Origin of the sequence: Gluconacetobacter johannae, assembly GCF_014174305.1 — a bacterium.
Classification (GTDB): Bacteria; Pseudomonadota; Alphaproteobacteria; order Acetobacterales; family Acetobacteraceae; genus Gluconacetobacter; species Gluconacetobacter johannae.
In genome coordinates this window covers 1-21,898 of record NZ_JABEQH010000009.1, presented here as the reverse complement: position 1 = coordinate 21,898, position 21,898 = coordinate 1, and the positions used below count along the sequence as shown (strand labels likewise).

Annotated in this window: 21 protein-coding genes; 6 read left to right on the top strand and 15 right to left on the bottom strand. The window is 67.2% G+C overall.

Features of this window, described 5'->3' with window-relative positions; translation table 11 throughout:
* The first annotated feature begins 21 nt into the window (after window positions 1–21).
* The 4 genes from fabG (at window position 22) to mltG (ending at window position 3,637) form a co-directional block, all read left to right on the top strand.
* Entirely contained in the window at window positions 22–771 is a 750-nt protein-coding gene (gene fabG / locus HLH21_RS07860) for a 3-oxoacyl-[acyl-carrier-protein] reductase (protein WP_182943043.1), read from the top strand.
* 272 nt (window positions 772–1,043) lie between these two features.
* On the top strand, window positions 1,044–1,283 hold the full coding sequence (locus tag HLH21_RS07855; RefSeq protein WP_012227163.1) for an acyl carrier protein: 240 nt from the start codon (window positions 1,044–1,046) through the stop codon (window positions 1,281–1,283).
* A 49-nt stretch (window positions 1,284–1,332) separates the two neighbouring features.
* Window positions 1,333–2,619 (top strand): beta-ketoacyl-ACP synthase II, encoded by a 1,287-nt coding sequence (gene fabF, locus HLH21_RS07850; protein ID WP_182943041.1) that lies wholly within the window; start codon window positions 1,333–1,335, stop codon window positions 2,617–2,619.
* Window positions 2,620–2,656: 37 nt separating this feature from the next.
* On the top strand, window positions 2,657–3,637 hold the full coding sequence (gene mltG / locus HLH21_RS07845; RefSeq protein ID WP_182943039.1) for an endolytic transglycosylase MltG: 981 nt from the start codon (window positions 2,657–2,659) through the stop codon (window positions 3,635–3,637).
* 57 nt (window positions 3,638–3,694) lie between these two features.
* Here the strand turns inward: mltG and HLH21_RS07840 are convergent, their stop codons facing one another.
* The 10 genes from HLH21_RS07840 to HLH21_RS07795 all read right to left on the bottom strand — a co-directional run bounded on the left by HLH21_RS07840 (window position 3,695) and on the right by HLH21_RS07795 (window position 13,478).
* Window positions 3,695–4,750 (bottom strand): acyltransferase family protein, encoded by a 1,056-nt coding sequence (locus tag HLH21_RS07840; protein WP_182943037.1) that lies wholly within the window; start codon window positions 4,748–4,750, stop codon window positions 3,695–3,697.
* Between the two features lie 384 nt (window positions 4,751–5,134).
* The gene (locus tag HLH21_RS07835; protein WP_182943035.1) at window positions 5,135–5,977 is read right to left on the bottom strand and encodes a lipid-binding SYLF domain-containing protein; all 843 of its coding nucleotides are present in this window, start codon (window positions 5,975–5,977) and stop codon (window positions 5,135–5,137) included.
* Window positions 5,978–6,116: 139 nt separating this feature from the next.
* The gene (locus tag HLH21_RS07830) at window positions 6,117–6,905 is read right to left on the bottom strand and encodes an inositol monophosphatase family protein (protein WP_182943033.1); all 789 of its coding nucleotides are present in this window, start codon (window positions 6,903–6,905) and stop codon (window positions 6,117–6,119) included.
* A 95-nt stretch (window positions 6,906–7,000) separates the two neighbouring features.
* Window positions 7,001–7,498 carry an MmcB family DNA repair protein gene (locus tag HLH21_RS07825; protein WP_182943031.1) on the bottom strand — a complete coding sequence of 166 codons (498 nt, stop codon included), beginning with the start codon at window positions 7,496–7,498 and terminating at the stop codon, window positions 7,001–7,003.
* A 71-nt stretch (window positions 7,499–7,569) separates the two neighbouring features.
* Window positions 7,570–8,655 (bottom strand): glycosyltransferase family 4 protein, encoded by a 1,086-nt coding sequence (locus tag HLH21_RS07820; RefSeq protein WP_182943029.1) that lies wholly within the window; start codon window positions 8,653–8,655, stop codon window positions 7,570–7,572.
* Between the two features lie 16 nt (window positions 8,656–8,671).
* On the bottom strand, window positions 8,672–9,460 hold the full coding sequence (locus HLH21_RS07815) for a nucleotidyltransferase family protein (protein ID WP_182943028.1): 789 nt from the start codon (window positions 9,458–9,460) through the stop codon (window positions 8,672–8,674).
* Complete coding sequence (locus HLH21_RS07810; RefSeq protein ID WP_182943026.1) at window positions 9,457–10,236, bottom strand: sterol desaturase family protein; 780 nt, start codon at window positions 10,234–10,236, stop codon at window positions 9,457–9,459. The genes HLH21_RS07815 and HLH21_RS07810 overlap by 4 nt, the downstream gene beginning before the upstream one ends.
* Entirely contained in the window at window positions 10,233–11,345 is a 1,113-nt protein-coding gene (locus HLH21_RS07805; RefSeq protein ID WP_182943024.1) for an LptF/LptG family permease, read from the bottom strand. The genes HLH21_RS07810 and HLH21_RS07805 overlap by 4 nt, the downstream gene beginning before the upstream one ends.
* The gene (locus HLH21_RS07800; protein WP_182943022.1) at window positions 11,342–12,556 is read right to left on the bottom strand and encodes an LptF/LptG family permease; all 1,215 of its coding nucleotides are present in this window, start codon (window positions 12,554–12,556) and stop codon (window positions 11,342–11,344) included. The genes HLH21_RS07805 and HLH21_RS07800 overlap by 4 nt, the downstream gene beginning before the upstream one ends.
* 16 nt (window positions 12,557–12,572) lie before the next feature.
* Entirely contained in the window at window positions 12,573–13,478 is a 906-nt protein-coding gene (locus HLH21_RS07795; RefSeq protein WP_182943020.1) for a metallophosphoesterase family protein, read from the bottom strand.
* Between the two features lie 197 nt (window positions 13,479–13,675).
* Here HLH21_RS07795 and HLH21_RS07790 point away from each other — a divergent pair, with 197 nt between their 5' ends.
* Together HLH21_RS07790 and HLH21_RS07785 are read left to right on the top strand one after the other, a co-directional pair.
* Window positions 13,676–14,650, top strand: coding sequence for a diacylglycerol/lipid kinase family protein (locus HLH21_RS07790; protein ID WP_182943018.1), 975 nt, complete (start codon window positions 13,676–13,678; stop codon window positions 14,648–14,650).
* A complete protein-coding gene (locus HLH21_RS07785) occupies window positions 14,647–15,624 on the top strand; it encodes a hypothetical protein (RefSeq protein WP_182943016.1) in 978 nt (325 codons plus the stop codon). The genes HLH21_RS07790 and HLH21_RS07785 overlap by 4 nt, the downstream gene beginning before the upstream one ends.
* Here HLH21_RS07785 and spt read toward each other — a convergent pair.
* The 5 genes from spt to HLH21_RS07760 form a co-directional block, all read right to left on the bottom strand.
* Window positions 15,596–16,810: a serine palmitoyltransferase gene (gene spt, locus HLH21_RS07780; RefSeq protein ID WP_182943014.1), complete on the bottom strand. Its 1,215-nt coding sequence runs from the start codon at window positions 16,808–16,810 to the stop codon at window positions 15,596–15,598. The two genes, HLH21_RS07785 and spt, sit on opposite strands and share 29 nt — an antisense overlap.
* A 3-nt stretch (window positions 16,811–16,813) precedes the next feature.
* The gene (locus tag HLH21_RS07775; RefSeq protein WP_182943012.1) at window positions 16,814–17,065 is read right to left on the bottom strand and encodes an acyl carrier protein; all 252 of its coding nucleotides are present in this window, start codon (window positions 17,063–17,065) and stop codon (window positions 16,814–16,816) included.
* A 189-nt stretch (window positions 17,066–17,254) separates the two neighbouring features.
* Window positions 17,255–18,991 carry a fatty acyl-AMP ligase gene (locus HLH21_RS07770; RefSeq protein ID WP_182943257.1) on the bottom strand — a complete coding sequence of 579 codons (1,737 nt, stop codon included), beginning with the start codon at window positions 18,989–18,991 and terminating at the stop codon, window positions 17,255–17,257.
* A gap of 50 nt (window positions 18,992–19,041) precedes the next feature.
* Window positions 19,042–20,175 carry a sensor domain-containing protein gene (locus HLH21_RS07765; protein WP_182943010.1) on the bottom strand — a complete coding sequence of 378 codons (1,134 nt, stop codon included), beginning with the start codon at window positions 20,173–20,175 and terminating at the stop codon, window positions 19,042–19,044.
* 6 nt (window positions 20,176–20,181) lie between these two features.
* Window positions 20,182–21,576 carry a lipopolysaccharide biosynthesis protein gene (locus HLH21_RS07760; RefSeq protein WP_246379399.1) on the bottom strand — a complete coding sequence of 465 codons (1,395 nt, stop codon included), beginning with the start codon at window positions 21,574–21,576 and terminating at the stop codon, window positions 20,182–20,184.
* Between the last annotated feature and the right edge of the window lie 322 nt (window positions 21,577–21,898).

Genomic DNA, 21,898 nt, shown 5'->3' with positions numbered 1-21,898 from the left:
ATGACGAACAAGGACGGGCTGATGTTCAGGTTGGATGGCAAGACCGCGCTGGTGACCGGCGCGTCGGGGGGAATCGGTGCCGCGATCGCGCGGACCCTGCACGGGCAGGGGGCGACCGTCGTTCTGTCCGGCACGCGCCAGGCGGTGCTGGACAGCGTGGCGGCGCGGATCGCGCCGGACGGGGCGCGGGTGCATGTCTGCCCGGCCGACCTGTCGGACCCGGCCGCCGCCGACGCGCTGGTCGCCGCGGCCGAGGCCGCCGCGGGCGCCCCGCTGGATATCCTGGTCAACAATGCCGGGCTGACGCGTGACGGGCTGGCGATCCGCATGAAGGACGAGGACTGGAACCGCGTGATCGAGGTCGATCTGGCGGCCCCCTTCCGCCTGTGCCGCGCCGCCCTGAAGGGCATGCTGCGCCGCCGCTCGGGCCGGATCGTCAGCATCGCGTCGATCGTGGGCGTTACCGGCAACGCCGGGCAGGCCAATTATTCGGCCGCCAAGGCCGGCATGATCGGCATGAGCAAGTCCCTGGCGCAGGAAGCGGGCTCGCGCGGCGTGACGGTCAATGTCGTGGCGCCGGGCTTCATCCAGACGGCCATGACCGACGTGCTGGGCGAGGCCCAGCGCGAAAAGCTGCTGGCCGGCATTCCGCTGGGCCGGATGGGCCAGCCCGATGACATCGCCGCTGCCGTGACCTATCTGGTGTCCGGCGAGGCGGGGTGGATCACCGGCACGACCCTGAACGTCAATGGCGGGATGGCGATGCCCTGAGGCGCCGAATCCTCTGGACGCCGGCCGGGATATGACGGAAAACGGTGCGATTTTTCCGGATTCGTTCTGGGCCGGGGCCAGGGATTATGCCGGGGATTATGCCAGAAATGCGATCCCTGCCTTGGCGATGACCTGAAAACCATGCTAATCGCCCGCTGCTTCGTCCGAAGCGGGCTGGACGTGTTCCGCCGGTTCCGGTTTGCGGGACGTCAGACAGGACGAATGAATTTCGAACCGCCCGTTTCTTTGGGGCAGACAGGAAGCGAAGACAGATGAGCGAAATCGCCGACAAGGTTAAGAAGATCGTGGTCGAACACCTCGGTGTCGAGGAAAGCAAGGTCACACCGGAAGCCTCCTTCATCGACGATCTCGGGGCGGACAGCCTGGACACGGTCGAGCTGGTGATGGCGTTCGAAGAGGCGTTCAGCGTCGAGATCCCGGAAGACGCGGCTGAGAAGATCGCCACCGTGAAGGACGCGATCGACTATATCGAGAAGCAGAAGGCCGCCTGAAGTCGGTTCTGCCGGAAAAACGGTTTTCGTTATCAGGGAGCGGTGCGGGTTGATACAATCTGCCGGAGTGGCGTCGGAACGTCGACGCGTTGTTGTCACCGGTATGGGCATTGTCAGCCCGCTCGGGCTTGGGCTCGAACATAATTGGTCGCGTCTCGTGGCCGGGGAAAACGGCTTCGGCCGGATTTCCTCGTTCGATCCATCTGACCTGCCCGCCCATGTCGCGGGCGAGGTTCCCGCCGGGCCGACAGGCACCGGCGGCCTGACGCTGTCCGACTGGGTGCCGGTCAAGGACCAGAAGAAGATGGATCGCTTCATCCATCTGGGCCTGGTGGCGGCGACCGAAGCGGTCGAGGATTCCGGATGGAAGCCGCAGACCGAGGAAGATCGTTGCCGGACCGGCGTCATGATCGGGTCGGGCATCGGCGGCCTGCAGACGATCTATGACGCGTCGATCACGGTGCATGAGGGGCGTGCGCGCCGCCTGTCGCCGTTCTTCATTCCGTCGGCGCTGATTAACCTGGTTTCGGGCCACGTCTCGATCAAATACGGATTCAAGGGGCCGAATCATTCGGTCGTGACCGCCTGCGCCACCGGCGTGCATGCGATCGGCGATGCCTCGCGCCTGATTATGCTGGGCGATGCCGACGTGATGGTCGCCGGCGGCGCCGAGGCCGCGGTCTGCCCGCTGGGCATCGCCGGCTTCAGTTCGGCGCGCGCGCTGTCCACCGCCTTCAACGCGACCCCGGAAAAGGCGTCCCGTCCCTGGGACCGCGACCGTGACGGCTTCGTCATGGGCGAGGGGGCCGGGATCGTCGTGCTCGAGGAATATGAGCACGCCAAGGCGCGCGGCGCCAAGATCTATGGCGAGGTCGTCGGCTACGGCATGTCCGGCGACGCCTATCACATCACCGCCCCCGCCGAGGGGCATGAGGGCGCCTACCGGGCGATGCAGGCGGCGGTTCGCAGCGCCGGCATCGACGTCGCCGACATCGGCTATGTCAATGCCCACGGGACCTCGACCATGGCGGACGACCTGGAACTGGAAGCCGTGGAGCGCCTGTTCGGCGACGCCGCCGGCAAGGTGGCCATGTCATCGACCAAATCCGCCATCGGGCATCTTCTGGGCGCGGCCGGCGCGGTGGAGGCGATCTTCTCGATTCTCGCCATTCGCGACAATGTCGCGCCGCCGACGCTGAACCTGGATAACCCGTCCCGCGAAAGCGCGATCGACCGCGTGGCGCACGAGGCCCAGCGCCGCAAGATCGACATCGCCCTGTCGAACAGCTTCGGCTTCGGCGGCACCAACGCCAGCGTCATCCTGCGGCGCGTCTGACCGGCCATCGGCCTTGCCTGGGCTGACGGTCCGCTAGATGGCCAGGATGCTGAAATGGCTCGCGGCCCTGCTGGTGCTGCCGGGTCTTGTCGCCGGCGGCCTGGCGGGATGGGGGTGGTGGCTGTATCGCGCCCCCGGCCCTCTGCCGGCGATTCGTGCGGTGGTCGTGCCGCGCGGGGGGCTGGGCAGCACCATTTCCACCCTTCAGCAGGCGCGGGTGCTGGAGGGCGGGGATGTCGTGGCCCTGGTTTTCCGCGTGGCGGTCCGCCTGACGCGCAAGGACGGGGTCCTGCATGCCGCCGAACTGGAATTCCCGGCCCATGCGTCGATCCGCGACGCGCTGTTCGTCCTGCGCCATGGCCGGCCGGTCCTGCACCGGATCACGGTGCCCGAGGGGCTGTCGGCGATGCAGGTCGCCGATATCATCGAGCATGCGCCGGTCCTGACCGGATCCATCGCCGTGCCGCCGGAAGGCGACATCCTGCCGCAGACCTACGATTACGAATGGGGCACGCCGCGTGCGGTGCTTCTGTCGCGGATGCAGGCCGCGATGGCGACGACGCTGGATACGGTCTGGCGCGGGCGCGACGCCGTGCCCGAGATTCCCGATCGGCGCGCGCTGCTGATCCTGGCGTCGATGGTGGAGCATGAAACCGCCATCCCATCCGAACGGCCGATGGTGGCGCGGGTCTTCATCAACCGGCTGCAACGCGGCATGCGCCTGCAATCCGATCCGACGGTGGTCTACGGGCTCAATCAGGGGGCGGGGCCGCTGGGTCATGCGCTGACGCGGACGGATCTGGAAACCCTCACGCCCTACAACACCTACACGCTGCCGGGCCTGCCCGCCGGTCCGATCTGCGCGCCAGGGCGGGCGGCGCTGGAGGCGGCGGCCCATCCTGCATCCGGCGACGCGCTGTATTTCGTCGCGAACGGCGCGGGCGGCCACATGTTCGCGTCCAGCCTGGCGGAGCACAATCGCAATGTCGGCGCCTATCGGGGGCACCGGACGCCGTGATGCGGCGCCCCCAGGCGTCGCCGTTCGCAGTTGACCCACGGCTGTGGGGTACCGAGCCTAGGTCACGGTCTGGGCCGGGCGCCGCGTCAGCCCTCTGATGAGGCGATCGAGATGCCCGCGCAGCGTCACGTCCAGATCATTCAGGACCCAGGCGATCACGAGCAGCCCGGCCAGAAGGATCATGCACGCCCAATGCGGCACCGCCCTTACCGGAACGTGCAGGACGTTGTGGACGACGGAACTGGTCAGTTGGAGCAATGGCTCGTGCACCGCGTAGAGGGCGTAGGATATGCTCCCCAGGCCATTGAACAGGGCTATGCCGCCTTCGGTGGGCTGCGTCGATGCGCCAAGCAGGATGACCGACGGAAAAAGCAGGAACACCTCCAGCAGGTCGATGACGGCGCGCGGAAGCAGGGTAGTGTCGATCATCAGGCCGATCGCCAGGATAATCAGCGGTATCGGCGCGCCGATCTTCGATGACCCCCGCCTGACGCGCCACAGCAGGATGCCCAGAAAGAACGAGAAGGTGACACGGGACAGGGCGACCGGCGCGCCCACCCACGACAACCCGCTGTTCAGAGACCCGGTGGCGAAGGCCGAGGCGACCAGGCCCAGCGCGGAGAGAGCCACCAGGACGATGAGCGCCCGATTGGTCAGCCTGCGCCAGCCGACCGCCATGACCATATTGACCGCCAGTTCATAGAAAAGTGACCAGGCGGGGAGGTTGAGCGGATAAAGTTCGCCCTTCGGCCCGCTCCACGGAATGTACAGCAATGCCAGGGGATAAGGTGTCAGGTCCGAGGGCGGGGAATAATGGATGATTACCCGTGACGCCGTCGTCGCGGCGCCGATCGTCAGGCCGAGCGCGTAAAGCGGCCACAGGCGCAGCACACGCTTTCGCATGAAGTCAGACACCGGCATCCCCGCGTCCAGCCGCGCCGAATAAGCCTCGGCCATCACGAAACCACTGAGGCCGAAAAACAGGTCCACCGCGAGATAGGCCCCGGCGGGGTACCAGACCAGCGGGAAGATCATTCCCATATGGATCAGGACGACCGCAATCGCGGCCAGGCCGCGTAGCCCATCCAGGGTATGGAACGCCTGTCGTGTCATCACATCGGATTCCCTTCACGGTTTCGGAATGAAAATTCACGCATGGCGGCGGCGTTGGCTGCACCGCATCGGAAGGCTGACGGGGCGCCGATGGCACCCAACATTGGCAGAGAGTGGCGTTCTGGACACCGGGCATGCGATCGGATCGATCCGTTCCGATCGTGCCCTGTTGCCAGACCAACGTGAGCCCGTCGCGCGAGTTTCATTGCAGACTCGCGCCGACCGATGATGGTGGGCCATTCCGGCCGGTGCCGGCCGGCCCGGCGGCGGTCACGCATCCTTACCGTAAGGGGGCGATAGCGGGACGGAACGAGGGAGCATCATCCACGCCAAAGCATGGCGCGTGACGACGCTCCCGTTCGGGATATGGATCGGGTACGGGCCCTAGCGCGGCGGGGCGAGCGGCTGGCTGCTGATGGCGCCCGAAGCGGGCGGCGGGGTGACCTGCGCGGGTTCGCCGTCCTGATAGGCGGGCTGCCCGTAGACCGGCGTGGCGGGCGCGCGGTTTGCGGGACCGGACGCCGTCGCCCGGGCCTGCACGTCGGTCAGGGCCGCGCGCAGGGGATCGGCGCCCGGATTGTTGACCCGCATCGAGATCACGATGTCTTCCGGCCCGACGATCTGGTTGTAATAGGACCGGTTGGCACCGCTGTTGACCGACAGTTTCGACCCGCCAAGCGCCGCGCCGGCGAACAGGCCCTTGGATTTCTGGAGGGCCATGATGTCGGTGTTGCGCTGGCCGGTCGTGCCGCTTTCGATGCCCGATCCCATGGTCGCGAATGATGCCGCCGCGTTGGCGCCGAGCTGGAACTGGTTGTCCAGCAGCGCCTGCAGGCCGCGATCGGTCATGACGAAGAACATCACCTGGGAATCCTGCATGCCCAGCTGGATGCCGACATTGGCGGAACTGAGATTGAAGAATGCCGGGTCGGACCAGGATCCGCGCGCGTCGCGCGACAGCAGGACGCATCCTCCGCCGGACCCGCCAAAGCCGATCGACATGCGGAAGATCGACGGGCAGACCATTACCGCGCGGGCCTGGGTCATGTACTGGGTGATCTTGCTGTCGGATCGCGCGCCGGAAAACATGTCGCGCACGGTCAGGGTGGCGCGGTCCACCAGCGCCTGCTGCTTTTCTCCGGCGGCAAGGGCCGGTGCCGCCGGCAGCAGCAGGGTTGCCGCCAGCAGGGCTGGCTTCAACCGGAATCGGCCGTCTCGCAAAAGCATGCTCCGTTTTCTCCTGGGACAGCGGCACGGATCGCACGGGCGACGGGCGGCTGTCTCTCGTATCCCGGTTCCAAGATCCATGCGTGGATTTCAGGGTGGGACTATTGATGAAATTTTGTGTCGTAACAATGGCCGGGGATCAGGCCAGAGGGACGTCGAGCGCCGCCGCCAGATCGTCCGCGATTCGCGGCGCGGCGGCAAGGATGGTGATGCCGCGTTCCAGCCCGCCGTCACGCACGAAGGGCGAGGTCCTGGCCCCGGCCTCGTCCAGGATGACCAGGGCTGCCGCGACGTCCCAGATATTGATGACCATTTCCAGATATCCGTCCAGACGACCGCAGGCCACGTCGGCCAGCGCCAGTGCGCCCGATCCGCCGGACCGGGGCATGGCGCCCAGCCGCAGCATGGTTGCGACCTTGTCTTCGAACACGCCGGCGGGGACGCGGTTGCTCCACCCCATCTCGATCATCGCCGAGCGCGTGTCGTCGACCGGCGAGGCGTGGATCGGCCGGCCGTTGAGGAACGCGCCCCGGCCGCGCACCGCCGTGTACGTCTCGTTCAGGGCCGGGGCCTGGATGATGCCGGCGACCGGCAGATCGTCTTCCAGAAGACCCAGCGACACGCACCACCGGTTGCGGCCGCGCGCGAAGTTCGACGTGCCGTCGATCGGGTCCACGACCCAGCGCAGGCGGCCTGTACGGGTGCGGCCTTCTTCCTCGCCCTGGAAGCCGTCCTGGGGGAACAGGGCGCCGATCCGGGTGGAAATCAGGGCCTCGACCGCGCCGTCGGCCTCGGTCAGCCAGTCCTGCGCGCTTTTCTGGGTGCCGGTTGGCCCGCCGGAGGCGGGACGCATGGACATGGCCAGGTCGGCGGCGTCCCGGACGATGGAACGGGCGGCTTCGAACCGGCACAGGATGGCGTCTGACATCGGGGGGCCTTTCTGGATGGCTGGCACTGTCGGGCGGTGATGGCGTACATCGCGCCCCGTGTCATGCGACCGGGCGCGGGTGGTCGTCGGCCGGCCTATTCGATACGCCGGGCGGCGCGCAGCGATGCGGTGATCGCCGGGTCGTCCAGTCGGCCCAGCCGTTCGGCGGCCTGCGTCGCGAACAGATGGGTCAGTTTTCGCCGCCGGGCGGAGGCCAGGGGAATTGTGGGCGCATCCCGCGTGATGGCCGATTCGGCGATGGTCGCATAGCCGGGGGGCCGCATATCCGTGGCGACGATCATGAGGCCCGCGCTGTCGGGCAGAAGGGCGAGCGGAAAAGCCCGGTCCACGGCGAAGAAGAACTGGTCGCACCAGTCGCGATAGCGGGGCCATTTGGAGTCGGTCAGGAAATCCCTGGGGCCGGACTTGATCTCGATGCAGACGAATCCGTTGTCCGGGCGCAGCGCCATGATGTCCGCCCGCCGTCCGTCCGGCAGCGGCAGTTCGTTCAGGGACGACCACCCCATCTGGCCGCACAGATGCAGGATGGCGCGCCGGATGACGATCTGGTTTTCCGCGAGGTCGGATGGCATGTCCCCATCGTGCCATGATCCGGCCGCCGCGTCATGGCGCGGTTCTCCCGTTCCTGCGAGTGGGCCGCAGGTCAGGCCGCGACCTGATGGCCGATGCGCTGCAGGATGGTCTGGCCGGCCGCGTCGAAGCGTGCCGGGGAGAAGCGTGTCAGCACGCGCGCGCGGGCGGCCTGTCCCAACTCGGAAAGCCGCTCCGGACGATGCAGGGCCGTCGCCAGGGCCTCTGCCAGGACCATCGGGTCTTCCGGCGGCACGACATGGCCGCAGACGCCCTCCTCGATCGTGTAGGGCATCTCGCCGACCGACGACGCCACGACGCCCAGGCCGGCCTGCATGGCCTCGTGCATGGCGATGCACAGGCCTTCGCGCCGCGACGGCTGCACGTACAGGTGCTGCCCCGCCAGGAATTCCGGCACCCGTTCGTTGAACCCGGGCAGCCGAAGGGTCGTCAGGTGATTGTCGCGGATCAGCGATTCCAGGTACGGGCGCGTCGCCCCTTCGCCCGAGACGGTGATCTCGAAGGGCGGGAGCGCGCCATGGGACTTCAGGATGGTCAGGGCGGCGCACAGGATGTCGTAGCCCTTGTCCCGGTGCAGGCGTCCCAGAGATCCGACCCGCACGATGTCGCCGGGCTGCCAGGGGCGGGCAACCGGCACGTCGGGGTTGGACCGGAAGATCGGCCAGGAGGCGACGCGATCCTCGGGGATTCCCAGCCGGCGCCGGGTGAAATCCAGCACGCAGCCCGAATCGGCGACCCATAGCCGCGTCAGCCCGCGCAGCAGCCGCAGAAGCCGGATATTGGCCTTGCTCAGCCCCGCATTATGCTGCCAGCTGACGACGGGAATCCGCCGTTTCAGCCCGACGAGCTTCCCCATTGCCGTGGCTCGGGTCAGCGATGTCCACAGCAGGTCGGGACGGTAGGCCCCGACCTGGCGGTCCAGCCAGCGCAGGGCGGCGACATTGTCCTTTTCGTTCCCGTCGCGGACATGGACCGTCAGACCTGTCCGTTCGATGGGCGGCAGGGCGCGACCGTCACGGCGGAGCAGCGCGAACAGTTCGACCTCATGCCCTTCCTGCCGCATGACGCGGGTAATGTCGGGCACCGGGAAGGCGGCGCCGCCCCCTTCCAGCGAATTGATGACATAGGCGATACGCATGGATCGGGTCCGGAGGTCAGGTGATGGGGCGGCAGGCCGGGGCGGCCGCGAGCAGCGATTGCACCAGGGCGAGATCGGCCGGCTTGTCCACGTCCACGGCCGCGCGTCCGTCGGGCAGGGGAACCAGCCGGGCGGAGGCGCCGGCCAGGCGTCCGATCCGCGCGCACAGGGCCTGGCGCGTCAGCCGTCCCATCAGGTAGCGCAGCAGGATTCCCGGCCCCAGCAGGCGGGCCATGCGGACGGGCCGCTTGCGCTCCTGTTCCAGGCGCTGCCACAGCCGGACGACGCCGATTGCCGCCGGGGTGCGGAACAGGAACAGGTTGCAGCCCGAAAATGCCCCGTCGGCCAGGCGGATCATCGTGCGCTTCGTGCCGGGTACGTCGCGGCGGATGTCCTGCTCCATCGCGATGCCGGCCGCGACGTCGCAGGTGTCGCCGGCGGCGGACAGGAACGCTTCGATCCATTCCGGGCGCAGCAGCGCATGGTCGGCCGTCGTGACCAGCAGCGGCGTGCCCAGCGTTTCGATCGCTTTCAGCACACTGCCGCTGGGGCCGCTTGCCGGCGGCAGGATCGTGACGGGATGATCCAGCAGGCCGGTCAGGATGTCCGGGGCCTCGATGCTGACGGCGATGCGGCCGATCCGGGGCACGGCCGACAGCGCGTCGACGACCCGCGCGATCATCGGGCGGCCGGCGACGGGCAGGATCGCCTTGTGCGACACGCCGGCGGCCAGGGCCATCGGGTCATGTGCCCCCGCGCGCGTGCCCGCCAGGATCAGGACGTTGAGCGTGCCGTCCGGTGTCATGCGGCGTCTCGGTGCGGCGGCGCGCCGGCCGGCCGGTCGCGCGGGGGCATGCCGGTGCGTTCCATCACCCAGGGATAACGGTTGGCCTCCGCCAGGTCGTAGCCCAGGTTGAAGACGCTGGGGCTGCGGGGGCGGGCGCGCGCATCGACGTAGTAGCTGCCGAAGATCCGGTCCACGACGAAGCTGGTGATGCCGTAATTGCCGTCCTCGTCATGGAAATGGTGCAGGACGTGGCGCTGCTTCATCTTCTGGATCCAGCGCATCCGGGGCTTGTAGTTCAGGTGCTGGATGCAATGGAAGAATTCATAGATGCAGGTGATCGCAAGCCCCGTTCCGAAGGCCGCCGCGGCCCCCCCCAGATGGCCGATCAGGTAGCCGATGGGAATGGTGATGATCGCGATGGTCGGGATCGTGTTCAACGGGGATCCGAACAGGACGTCCAGCAGGTGCGGGTCCTGGTGATGATCGAAATGGATGCGCTTCCACAGGCCGGCCGTCCATTTCATCCGGTACAGGAAACGCCCGTGCAGGATGAACCGGTGTATCGCGTACCATGCCAGGGGATAGACCGCGACGACCGCGCCTGCGGCCAGGAGCGTCGGCCCGATTCCGGGGAAATGCCGGGCCAGGAGGGTGAAGCTGCCGATGGCGAGGGCGATGTAGAGGAGGATGGTCGGGTAGGTCAGATAGGCGGTCCAGAGTTGCTGGAGGTTCATCTTCCCCAGGTCGAAGCTGCGTCCCGTCCGGAGATTCGCGTTGCGCAGGGTACCGCTCATGATTTTTCTTCTATCCTCAACATCAGGGCAGCGATTCCGAATGCGAAAATCGCGATGCCCGGAAGGGTCGCGGCCAGGGCCGGCAGGGTGCCGGCATTGCCCAGGGCCCGCATCAGCCCCTGGAATACGATAAACAGCAGGCCCCCACCCAGGCACCAGACCGGAATCCAGCTTCGCGAGCCGGTACGAGGCGGGATATAGACCACCGGCATTGCCATTAACAGCATGACGATGAATGTCAGCGGCAGCAGCGCGCGATCCAGCAATGCGGTACGAAAATAGCTGGGCGGCTGGCTGGAGGGCAGGCGGTCCAGCAGGATCGCGACCATCGTCGAGGCGGCGAGGGGGGGGCTGTCCATGGACAGCCGCACCAGGTCCGCCGGACGCAGCCTGGATGGCCATCCCGCGTCGGCGGGTGTGGCGGTGAAGGTGCCAGGATCCACCGTCGCCTGCGATACGGTGAGTTGTCGCCCGCCCCTGCCGGTCCATGCGTCCTTGACGAACTGCGCGTCCTCGAAATGGACGACGCGGTTCAGCCGCCCCGACGGGTCACGCTGATACAGGTCCAGCTTGCCGGTGGCCTGGCCGCCCCGGGTGATGTATCCAACGTCGATCAGCGTCGTTCCGGAGCGAAACCAGAACGTATGCCCGGTTTCCGGGTGCGGGTCGGTGGCGTTCCACCAGCGCGCCAGCGCCAGTTCGGCACGGGGGGTCACCTGGTCGTCGATGACGGCGCTGACCAGCGCCAGCCCCATGACGCCGGGCAGCAGAAGCCGGACCAGGGCGGGGGTGGACAGCCCGGCCGCGCGCAGGATCGCGATTTCGTTCGCCGTCGTCATTTGCACCAGCATGATGAGCGCCCCGATCAGGACCGACAGCGGAAAGACGCTGCCCAGCAGCAGGGGGATTCGCAGCGCCAGGAAATACAGGACGCCCCCGACGCCGAGGTGCCGGTCCAGGATGGGCGTCAACTGCTCCAGCAGCGCCAGGATCTCCATCATCGCGACCAGGATCAGGCTCGTCGCCGTCACGCGCGAGATCAGTTCGCGCGACAGGTAGCGCCGCAGCACCCCGCGCCCCGATCCGATCGGCAGGCCGGTCCTCTTCATCGGCCGGGGTCCGTCGCCGGACGGGCCGAGGCAGGGCCGCGCCGTACCAGTCGCCTCAGGTATCCTCCCGCGCCGGACATCCCGCTGCGTCGGGCCAGCAGTTCGACGCAGGCGGCGCAGAAGAAGACGAACGGCCCCCAGATCACCAGCCAGGGCGACATGGAGCGGCTTGCCGCCAGGCTGAGGCCCAGCTGGAGTGCATAGTCGAACCCCACAAGGCTGATCGCCGCGATGGGCAGGCCCAGATTCCGCCGTTGCCGCTTGGCCATCCCCGCCAGGGCGCAGGCCAGCACCGGAATGAACGGAACGGCCAGGGCCCGGGCCAGGCGGAAATGCAGTTCGGCCACCAGATGGGACTGGAGGATCGCGGGATCGCGATGGCGGATGGCCTGGCGCAGTTCCGGCATCGTCAGTTCGCGCTCGTCGTTTCCCCGATGGCGGAAGGCACCGCCCCGGCCATCGCTCTGGAGGATGCGGGTCGTCGTGTCGAACGTCGCCAGGGTGGGGCGGTCGTCATGGCGGTCCGTGACGATCACGCCGTGCGCCAGGTCCAGGCGCACGGACGACCGGTCGTCCGCGATCTGCAACGTCCCGCTTTCGGCGGTAATGTCGCGTTCCATGTCGGGGGTCCTGTCGCGGATGAAGACGTGGAACAGCCGTGTTCCCGCCCCCTCGACGCGGTCGGCCGTCAGCATCAGGTTGCCGGACGGTGTCGCGAACATCCGCCCCTGCAGATGCGGCGCCCAGCCTGCATGGCTGGCCAGGTACATGCCCTGGCGGAAATTGTAGCGGGCATAAGGCTGGATGAACCCATAAAGCAGGAAGCTGAGCAGGCCGAGGATGACCCCCATGGCGATGAACGGCCGCGCGATCCGCGCCAGGGACACGCCGCTGGCCATCAGGGCGTCGATTTCATTGTTCTGGCTCATCTTGCGGACGACCGAGAACACGCTGACGCAGATGGCCGCCGGAAGCGCCAGGCCAAGATAATGCGGCACCAGGTCCGCCAGCAGATTGAGGAAGGTTCGCAGCGTGCCGCCATCCGCCGCCAGCACGTTGAACAGGACCAGCAGCCGTTCCAGCAGCAGCGCCGTCATCACGACGCCGAGCGAAATGGCGAACGGGGGCAGGGTCTGCGCGATCAGATAATGGTCCAGCGTTCCCGCCGAAATGCTCCGGACGAACGACGGAAGGGAAGGTGCGCGCCTCATGTCGGCCCATACATACTCAAATTGGCGACGGGGTGCGATAGGAGGTGAAGATCATGGGCGCAAGCGCCAGCACCGGCCTGTCGGGGCGGAAGATCCGCCGCCGGACTTCGATATGGAAGCCGCGTTCCGTCGTCGAGATCCGGATCTGCTGCCATGCCGCCGCGCGCGCCGGACGCTCGGAGCGCATCGAGGCCGACGCCACCCCCAGGACCGGGACGGGCGCCAGGGGGCCGGGCAGGGATGACAGTCCGGATACATGGGAATGCCCGTGCAGCACCAGCTCCGCCCCCGCGCGGGCGATGGCGTCGGCGAACAGCGCACGGTCCAGCAGCGCCTTCCGGCGGGGCACGATGCCGGCGACCGGCGGGTGATGGATCAGGACGACCCGGCACAGGCCCTGCCGGCCGGTGTCGTGCAGGATGGCGGCCAGGCGATCGGCCTGGGGCAGCCCGACCCGTCCGGCCGCCGAAAACCATGGCATCGGCCGCGCCGAATTGACGCCGATCAGCGCCAGCGGTCCCACTCGGCGCACGAAGGGAAAATCATCCGGCGTCGGGGCCATCCATGGCGCCCAGAGCCCCAGCGAGTCCGGCCAGCGTTCCCGCACCAGCATGTCATGGTTGCCGGGAATTGCGACCGTCTGCGCGGGCATGGCGTGCCGCAACCAGTCGGCCGCCTGCCGGCATTCCACGGGCAGGCCCAGATTGGTCAGGTCGCCGGTCAGGGCCACGACGTCCGGGGCCGTCGCGCGCAGGTCCGCCACCACCCTGTCCAGCATCGCGCCGACATGCAGGAAGCGGCGCTTGCGGCGCCATGACAACTGGCTCAACGCCCGCTTGTTCAGCAGCGCCGCCGGCGGCAGATACAATTTGTCATGCGAAAGATGAGGGTCGGACAGATGGGCGAGTACGATCTCGGTCACGGGGGCCTCCGCTGTGGTGGCGGTCCGGGCGCACGGTGGGGCGTGGCCTGCAACGTTCCTGTCGCCAACGCCCGGACATGCCGCCTTCCATCGTCGCTGTCGAGAGGGAGCGGCCGGCTTTCTTGCCTTGCAATACCGGTCGGAACGCGGCTTATGGCCGGACGGATGGACGATGACCAGAAAAGGACCGGTACCGCGTGACCGAACGTTTTGCCTTGATTCACAATCCGCGCAGCCGGCGGAATGGCAAGGATGACGGGACGTTCCGCAACAGCGCGGCCCGGCTTCTTGGTCCGCTGTTCGTCGGCCCTTCCAGCCGCGAGCACGTGCTGGACGCCGTGGCGGAGCTGGCCCGGCGTGAGGTCCCGACGATTGCGATTGATGGCGGGGACGGCACCGTCAGCGAAGTGATGTCCGCCATATATCGTCATTATCCCGCCGACGCGCTGCCGGCCCTGGCGGTGCTGCCGTCGGGCAACACCAATCTGATCGCGAGCGATGTCGGGTTCGGGCTGCGGGGAATCGCGGCGCTCGACCGGCTGGCCGCCCTGGCCCGCGACGGCGGTCTGCGGCGGCGGGTCGTTCGGCGCGAGGCGCTGGCGGTCCGCTGGTCGGACCCGGATCGCCCGGTGACGCTGGGGATGTTCCATGGGGCGGCCGCCTTCACGCGGGGCGTCGCCATCGCGCATCGTCCCGCCATCGACCGGTTTTCCCATGACGTCGCGGTCGGGGTGGCCATCGCGTCGTCGATCGGGCGTCTGGCGTTGCGCTCCACGCGGCGGAAATGGCTGGGCGGCAACAGGATCACGTTGGCCGTCGGGGCTGAGGCCCCGCGGGAGCAGGACTGTTTCCTGTTCCTCGCGACCACCCTGCATCGCCTGCCGCACCGGATGTGGCCGTTCGCCCCCCGGACGGGGGCGGAGGGAATGTCCTATCTGAATGTCCGGGCCTATCCGCCCCATCTGGCGGCCGCGACGTGGAACCTGCTGCGTGGCCGCTCTCCGGAATGGCTGGACGCCTGTCCGGCCTACGAGCGCGGCCAGACCGACAGGCTGGCGCTGAGGATCGGCGAGGATTTCGTCCTGGATGGCGAGATCCTGAATTCCGGTCCCGACGGGCAGACAGTGCTGTCGGCCGGGCCGGCCTTCGATTTCATCCAGGGGGTGGCGTGAACGCCCCCGGCCCGTTCGACGGTTCGGCCGCCGGACGGGTGGCCCGCCTGCTGACCGGCGAACTGGTGCAGCCGGTCAGTCCGCCCGTTACCGCATTCGCAGCCCGTCTGGTGGGGCACGCGCCGGTCATGGGCGTGCTGTTCTACGGGTCCGCGTTGCGGCAGGCCGACCCTGAGGGCATCCTGGATTTCTATATCGTGGTGGAGCGCCAGTCCGACTGGCCCCGCGGCCGGACCGCACAGGTTGCGAACGCCCTACTGCCACCCAATGTCGAATATCACGAACTGGTCGTGAATGGGGCCACCCTCCGGGCGAAGGTCGCGATCGTGACCATCGCGCAGTTTCGCGCCATGACCGGGCGGCGCACCGTCGACACCACGCTGTGGGCCCGGTTCTGCCAGCCGCTCCGCCTGGTCTGGGTGCGTGACGCCGTGGCCGCCGATGACATCCTGCGCTGCCTGGTGCGGGCGGTCGCGGTGGCCGCCTGGTGGGCGGCGTGCCTGGGGCCGGCGGAAGGAACCGCGGAAAAATACTGGGAATCGCTGCTTGAACGGACCTACGGCGCGGAATTGCGGGTCGAATCCGCAGGACGTCCCCGCAGCCTGCTGGGCGGAAAGGGGGATCGCTACCGGGATCTGCTGATCGCGGCCTGGACGGCCTCGGGCCTGTCCTTCCGCCAGAAGGGGGCGGTCCTGCGTCCGGAGGTCAGTGACAGCGTCCGCGCCCGGGCGCTGCGGCGCTGGCGCCTGCGCGACACGCTGGGGCGCCCCCTGAACATCGCCCGCCTGGCCAAGGGGGCCTTCACCTTCACGGGCGGGGCGCGTTACGTGGCCTGGAAGATCAGGCGCCATACGGGGATCGAGCTTGCGCTGACGCCCTTTTCCGAGCGCCATCCCCTGATCTGCCTGCCGTGGCTGCTGTGGACCCTGCGGCGGGCCGGCCTGTTCAGGCGGACGCGGCCGCCGGGCGCATAAGGCCGAACTCGCGCGCCACGGTCGCGAAGATGTCCACCGCGCGGTCGATTTGTGCCGGTGTGTGTGTCGCCATGACCGAGGTCCGCAGCAGCGGATGCTGGTCCGGCGTCGCGGGCGGCAGGCTGAGATTGACGTAGACGCCCAGATCCAGCAGCCGGTTCCAGAACCGCACGGCCTGGTCCACCTCGTCCAGGATGACCGAGACCACCGGGCTGGCCTGCGGGCCGGTACGCAGGCCAGCCGCATTCAGGCCCGCATGCAGGCGGCGCGCGTTGTCCATCAGGGTGTGGCGCAGTTCGGGACGACGCCCCATCTCGTCCAGCGCCGCCATTGTCGCCGCGATGATTTCGGGCGGAAGCGAGGCCGTGAACATATAGGGACGCGAGCACAGTCGGATCAGATCCAGCCCGTCATGGTCCGAAACGCAATAGCCGCCCACGGTGCCCAGGCTCTTGGAGAAGGTGCCGACCACGAAATCGACATCGCCTTCGACACCGTCGGCCTCGGCCACGCCGCGTCCGTGCGCGCCCATCACGCCGAAGGAATGGGCCTCGTCGGCCAGCAGCCAGGCCCCGGCCTCACGCTTCACGGCCGCGAATTCCGCCATGGGGACGACGTCGCCCATCATCGAATAGATGCCTTCGACGACGATCAGCTTGGCCCCCGGGGTGCCGTCCAGGCGGCGCAGGCGCTTGCGTAGGTCCTCGGGGTCGTTATGGCGGAACCGGATGACCTGCGCGTGGCCCAGGCGGCTGCCGTCATAGATGCTGGCATGGCTGTCGGCATCCAGCAGCAGGTAATCGTCCTTGCCGGCCAGCGCCGAGATCATGCCCAGGTTGGCCTGGTATCCCGTGGAAAACACCATGCAGTGACGGCGCTGGAAATAGGCGGCGATCCGTTCTTCCAACTGGCGGTGCAGGCCCTGCGTGCCGTTGGCGATCCGCGATCCGGTGGTGCCGACGCCATGGGTCCGCGCGGCGGCGATCGCGGCCTCGATCGCGGCTTCGGACTGGCTGAGGCCCAGATAGTTGTTGGTGCCGAACAGCAGCGTTTCGCGCCCCTCGATCAGGCCGACGGTCGAGGACAGTGGGCGGTCGATGACGACGGCGAACGGATTGCGGCCGCCATCTGCCGTCACGGCTGCCAGAGACTGGGCCAGACCGTCATATTTGCTGAAGATCGACATGGATCAGGTGGCCTGCTTGAGGGATACGACGCAGGCGGCCAGATCGTCGATGGTCCGGATATCGGCAAGGCGGTCGAGGGGGACGGATACGTCGAGCGAATCCTCGATTTCCATGACGAAATTCATCACGGCGAGTGAATCGAAGGCCAGGTCCTCGACGATCTTGCTGCTGCCGTTGATGTCGCGGGGAACCTTGGGGTTCGCCAGCAGCGTCTGGACGATCAGGGCAGAGACGTCTGCAACCGTTTCACTCATGTATTTGCATCCTTCTGCGGGCCGTCCCCCCGGCAGGCAAGGCCTGGGGCGCCCGCATGTCACATCTGGCGGCCTCGTCCCGGCGCAGGCAGGATATCGCCACCCGTCCTGGGAAGAGGGACGCCCTTATGATCGAAATCCGGCCTCTTGACCAGTACGGATCGCCGGGCGGGGACGCCTGTCCGGGGGTCAGGCGACCGAGGCGGTCTCGGCCGGCGTATCGAACGCCCCCGACAGCAGCATCGCCTTGGCCCGCGCGCGCGTCAGCTTGCCGGACGATGTCTGCGGCAGCGTATGCGGCGGCACCAGGATGACCGAGACGTCCACCCCATGCTGCCGGCGGAACAGGTTCGCGGCCTCGTTGCGCAGCAATTCCCGCGCCTCGGGCGACGAGGCCCGGCACTGGATCAGCGCCACGACCTTCTCGCCCTTTTCCTGGTCGATCGAAAAGACGGCGACATCGCGGCTGCGCAGGGTGCCGATCTCGGTCTCGGCCGACCATTCCAGGTCCTGCGGCCAGATATTGCGGCCGTTGATGATAATCAGATCCTTGGCGCGCCCGGTGACGACCACCTGCCCGTCGAGCATGTAGCCCAGATCGCCGGTATTCAGCCATCCGTCCCGGTCCAGCACGCGCTGGGTGTCCTGCGGTTGGTTGAAATAGCCGCGCATCAGGCTGGGCCCGCGTACGAAGATCGTGCCGACCTTACGGTCGGGAAGGGGATTTCCCGACGGATCGCGGACCACCAGATCGTGCTCGGCAAGGACCTTCCCGCACCGGACGAATGTCCGCAAGGCATGGGACGGATCGTTCGACGGCCGCGCGACGCCCTGGGTTTCCAGGAAACGCAGATCGACCGTATCGGTCTGGATGCCGGAGCCCAGCGGGACGAAGCTGATGGCCAGCGTGGCCTCGGCCATGCCGTAGCTGGCGGTGAACGCATGGCTGTCGAAGCCCGAGGCGGCGAAGCGCTCGGCGAATTCCTCCAGGATATGGTGGCGGATCATGTCGCCGCCGATGCCCGCGATCCGCCAGCTGGACAGGTCGAGCGAGATGGAGGAGGCGCGCCGGGCGCACAATTCGTAGCCGAAGGACGGGCTGTAGGAAATCGTGCCGCGATTGCGGCTAATCAGGTCCAGCCAGACATGCGGACGCCGGGCGAATTCCCGGGTGGGGAGCATGTCCACGGTCAACTGGCAGGTCACCGGCGTCAGGAAGAAGCCCACCAGCCCCATGTCGTGATAGAGCGGCAGCCAGGACACGCAGCGATCGCCGGTCTCGCGGACCTTCAGCCCATCCCGGGCGATGGCGCGGGCGTTGGCCATGCCAGAGCGCTGGGTGACGGCGACCCCCATCGGGAAGCGGGTGCTGCCGGACGAGAACTGGAGATAGGACAGGTCGTCGGGCGACACGACGGGCAGGTCGGCATCGCCGATCGGCAGGCCCAGCAGGTCGGCCGGGCTGCCGGCGAAGCGCAGGTCGAATCCCGCGACGATCTCATCGGTCCAGGAGGCGATGATGTCGGGGATGACGACGGCCGTGGCGCCGGCGCTCTCGATCATGCCGCGCAGGGTGGCGACATATCCCTCGCGGCCGCCGAATGCGACGGGAAGCGGCAGCGGGGCCGGGACCAGACCGGCATACTGGCAGCCGAAGAACATGCGGGCGAAGTCGCCGTCGCTTTCCGCGACGATGGCGACCCGCTCGCCCGGCAGCATGCCGCGGGCCAGCAGGCGGCGCGCGACGTCGCGCGCCTGCGCGCGCAGCGTGCGGTAGGGCAGGGCCTCCAGAAGCTGGCCGCGTCCCGAATAGATGTTGAACCCGGCCTCCCCAAGGGCGGCATAGTCCAGCGCGTCCGGAAACGTTGCAAAATCGCCCAGGCGACGGGCCTGGCCGGAATCTGTCGGAGACGGATGACGTGTCATGTCCGGTAACGAATCTTCCACCTGGAGCGTGTCGAGTGCGGGAAAGGCGGTCACTGGCCGGCCTTCCGGAGAAATTCTACGATGGCATCCGCGCCGGCAGGCGCGGTAGGGCCAGCATCCGAGAGGCCGAAAGTGTCGCGTATATACGATTTTTGCCGTTCAAGGAAATCTGCCTGCATCGTGTATGCCCTGTCGATAGACTGCCCGAGTGAATCGGTTGATGTGACGACGTTGCCAAGCGTCCAGAATCGGTAGTTCGGATTGTCGCGCCAGTTCGCGGCGTGCGCGTCGAGGAACAGGCACGGCCGCGGGGTAATCAGGAATTCGGCGACCTGGCTGCTGACGTCACCCAGATAGAGGTCGGCCCCCATGGTGTAGGTCATGTCGATGCTCCGCGTGCTGCCGGGGTCGATCAGCATGTGGGATATGCCCGCATAGGCGCGGACAAGCGCGTCGGCCTCGGTGCGCCGTCCATCGAACAGCCTGTAATGTGGGGCGAAAACAAGATTGTACTGGTCCTGAGTTGCAAAATAATCCAACACCTTTAACCCGAACTTATGCCACGAGGACAGCTTCCGGCTGAAATGCGGATTATACAGGACTGTTGGCCGTTCATTCGGGAACAGGGGCGGGGCCTGTTGGTGCAGGCGGCGGACCATGTCGAACTTGGCGTAGATTCCGGTAACGTAATGGCCAGGACGCAGGCTGCCCTGGGCCAGAAAGCGGTTTTCCAATTTTCGGCCGGCCATCAGGATAAAATCGAAATCTCGCACGTCGCGCGCGAAGCCGATCGCCCTGTCCCCGGCGCCATGGCTGGTCCAGATCAGGCGCGGCGCACGCACGCCCATCGTGCGGAGATAGAGCGACGTGCGTTCCGGCACGACGATGGCCTGAAATCCGGAGAAATAATTCTTGTTATATAGCAGGGCGGCCATTTTGGTCAGGACGTCCTGACCCCGCCGGTCCATGCGACGGCGCAACAGGGCCGGCAGGTGCAGCCGGTCGAATGTCACCTGTGAATCCGGATAAAAGCCGGCGAGGTAACGGGCATAATCCTCATGCGCCTGGGACAGGCAGGCGACATGCACCGCGATGCCCGGATGGCGGCGGGCGATTTCCAGCGCGATCGGAAGCGAATGCAGGGTCTGATGGGGCTGGGCGATATAAGGAAAGACGATACGCATCGGTTCTCATGATTCGATAGGGATGGGCCGCGTCATGGCGGCATGGGCGCGAAACACCAGCCCCAGTTGCAGCAGGACCAGCAGCAGCATGCCCGCGACGGTCGCCGGCCCCACCCCATCGAGGCCATACAGGCGGATGAAAATCAGCAAGGTGGGCAGGAAAAAGATCATATCGACGCAGCGCGAAATCATCACCGCGCCGGCCCGCCGCGTCGTCATCAGCAGCGGCTCCAGCGGCAGGCCGCAGATTCCGATGACCTCGGAACCAAGCAACCACAGCGTGATCGTCGCCGCGGCCGGGTCGTGCGTGCCGATGACTAGGCTCAGAAGGGGGGCGCTCAGCCAGTAGGCCAGACCCATCAGCGCGCAGCCGATCCCGCCTGCCGCCAGGCTGGCGTGCAGGGCCAGGCGATACATCGACCCGAGCGCACGGTCGCGCCACAGGGTGGCCATCTCGGGATAGAGGGTCTGCTGCACCAATGTTCCGGGTTTGGCGATACCCGCCGCGAGTTGACTGGCGATCCGGTAATAGCCCGCGCTGGTAGGGCCCAGGCGACTGCCGACGATCAGGGTCGTGGCATGGCTGAATACCAGGGACAGGGTCGCATTGGCGTTGGTGACGAAGGCAAAGCGCCAGATGCCGGGGAAATCCTGCCCGATCCGCCGGCGCAGCAGGTCGGGCACGATGTCGGCCGTGGTATTCCACAAGTCGCGGGTCAGGCCTTTCCGGCGCAATTCGCGCCATGCCAGCCCGAACAGCAGGATGCAGGACGTGGCCTCGGCCAGCATCCAGGCGACCGCCAGATGAATGAAACTGGCGCCGACCAGCGGCAGGGCGAGCGTTCCGGCCAGCCGCACGATCGTCGCGACGGTGCCCTGCACCGCCAGAAGGTCGAACCGGTTCAGGATACGCAGAATGCCGGTGGGGGTGGCGGCCGCCATGAACAGGGTCGACACGCAATAGATCGAGCCGATGGGATGCAGGGCGGGTGGCCAGCCCAGCACCGGCCCCAAGGTCAGGCTGGCGGCCACGGCGATGACCACCCCGGCGATGCCGCCGATCAGGTCGAGGACAAGGCTGAAGCGGAGCACGCGGTGGAACTGACGCAGTTCGCCGTCGGCCAAAGGACGAAAGCCGTATTGCAGCAAGGTCTGCCAGGATTGGAAATCCACCAGGTCGCCGATCGTGCGTGCGAACGCATATAGCATGACCACCAGGCCGAAATCGTACCCGCCCAGCAGCCGGATGGCGAGCGAGGCATGAAGCAGGCTGAGCGGCGCATTGATCGCCCGCCCCCCCAGCAGGACGCCAACGTTACGAAAGATCCGCCGCAGCCCGCGCCCGCGCTCGGCAGCAACGTCCGGCTCTACAGGGGGAGGGAAGGGGGCGGAAGCAGACAATGACGGAAAACCTGTCCTGATGGCTCCAAGGGGATGCCACATCATATGGGGGCCAGGACCGAAAACATGAAAGACGACCCCATGTCCAGACTTGAGCGGTCCGCCGGGGGCGGGGGAGCCTCTTGTCGGGATGCCATGTCGACGATTGGCGAAATGGCGGTTTCCCTGGGGTTGGACGGGCGATGGTCGCTTTTTTTGGTTTTTATGCCTCACCGCTGTTGACGGTGATGTGGGTGGGGTGTAGATCGCTGTTCACCGCAGGGGCGGGGCCGAAAGGCACTTGCCTGGTGGGTCTGGGTTTGCTAAGGTCTTTGGCCCGGTT

Excerpts from the sequence above, each read along its gene's own strand:
- HLH21_RS07840 (WP_182943037.1), bottom strand. The coding sequence starts at position 4,750 with ATGACACGACAGGCGTTCCATACCCTGGATGGGCTACGCGGCCTGGCC.
- HLH21_RS07835 (WP_182943035.1), bottom strand. The coding sequence starts at position 5,977 with ATGCTTTTGCGAGACGGCCGATTCCGGTTGAAGCCAGCCCTGCTGGCG.
- HLH21_RS07775 (WP_182943012.1), bottom strand. The coding sequence starts at position 17,065 with ATGAGTGAAACGGTTGCAGACGTCTCTGCCCTGATCGTCCAGACGCTG.
- HLH21_RS07830 (WP_182943033.1), bottom strand. The coding sequence starts at position 6,905 with ATGTCAGACGCCATCCTGTGCCGGTTCGAAGCCGCCCGTTCCATCGTC.
- mltG (WP_182943039.1), top strand. The coding sequence starts at position 2,657 with ATGGCCAGGATGCTGAAATGGCTCGCGGCCCTGCTGGTGCTGCCGGGT.
- HLH21_RS07855 (WP_012227163.1), top strand. The coding sequence starts at position 1,044 with ATGAGCGAAATCGCCGACAAGGTTAAGAAGATCGTGGTCGAACACCTC.
- HLH21_RS07765 (WP_182943010.1), bottom strand. The coding sequence starts at position 20,175 with ATGCGTATCGTCTTTCCTTATATCGCCCAGCCCCATCAGACCCTGCAT.
- HLH21_RS07820 (WP_182943029.1), bottom strand. The coding sequence starts at position 8,655 with ATGCGTATCGCCTATGTCATCAATTCGCTGGAAGGGGGCGGCGCCGCC.
- HLH21_RS07770 (WP_182943257.1), bottom strand. The coding sequence starts at position 18,991 with ATGACACGTCATCCGTCTCCGACAGATTCCGGCCAGGCCCGTCGCCTG.
- HLH21_RS07825 (WP_182943031.1), bottom strand. The coding sequence starts at position 7,498 with ATGCCATCCGACCTCGCGGAAAACCAGATCGTCATCCGGCGCGCCATC.
- HLH21_RS07815 (WP_182943028.1), bottom strand. The coding sequence starts at position 9,460 with ATGACACCGGACGGCACGCTCAACGTCCTGATCCTGGCGGGCACGCGC.
- HLH21_RS07805 (WP_182943024.1), bottom strand. The coding sequence starts at position 11,345 with ATGAAGAGGACCGGCCTGCCGATCGGATCGGGGCGCGGGGTGCTGCGG.
- spt (WP_182943014.1), bottom strand. The coding sequence starts at position 16,810 with ATGTCGATCTTCAGCAAATATGACGGTCTGGCCCAGTCTCTGGCAGCC.
- HLH21_RS07810 (WP_182943026.1), bottom strand. The coding sequence starts at position 10,236 with ATGAGCGGTACCCTGCGCAACGCGAATCTCCGGACGGGACGCAGCTTC.
- fabG (WP_182943043.1), top strand. The coding sequence starts at position 22 with ATGTTCAGGTTGGATGGCAAGACCGCGCTGGTGACCGGCGCGTCGGGG.
- HLH21_RS07800 (WP_182943022.1), bottom strand. The coding sequence starts at position 12,556 with ATGAGGCGCGCACCTTCCCTTCCGTCGTTCGTCCGGAGCATTTCGGCG.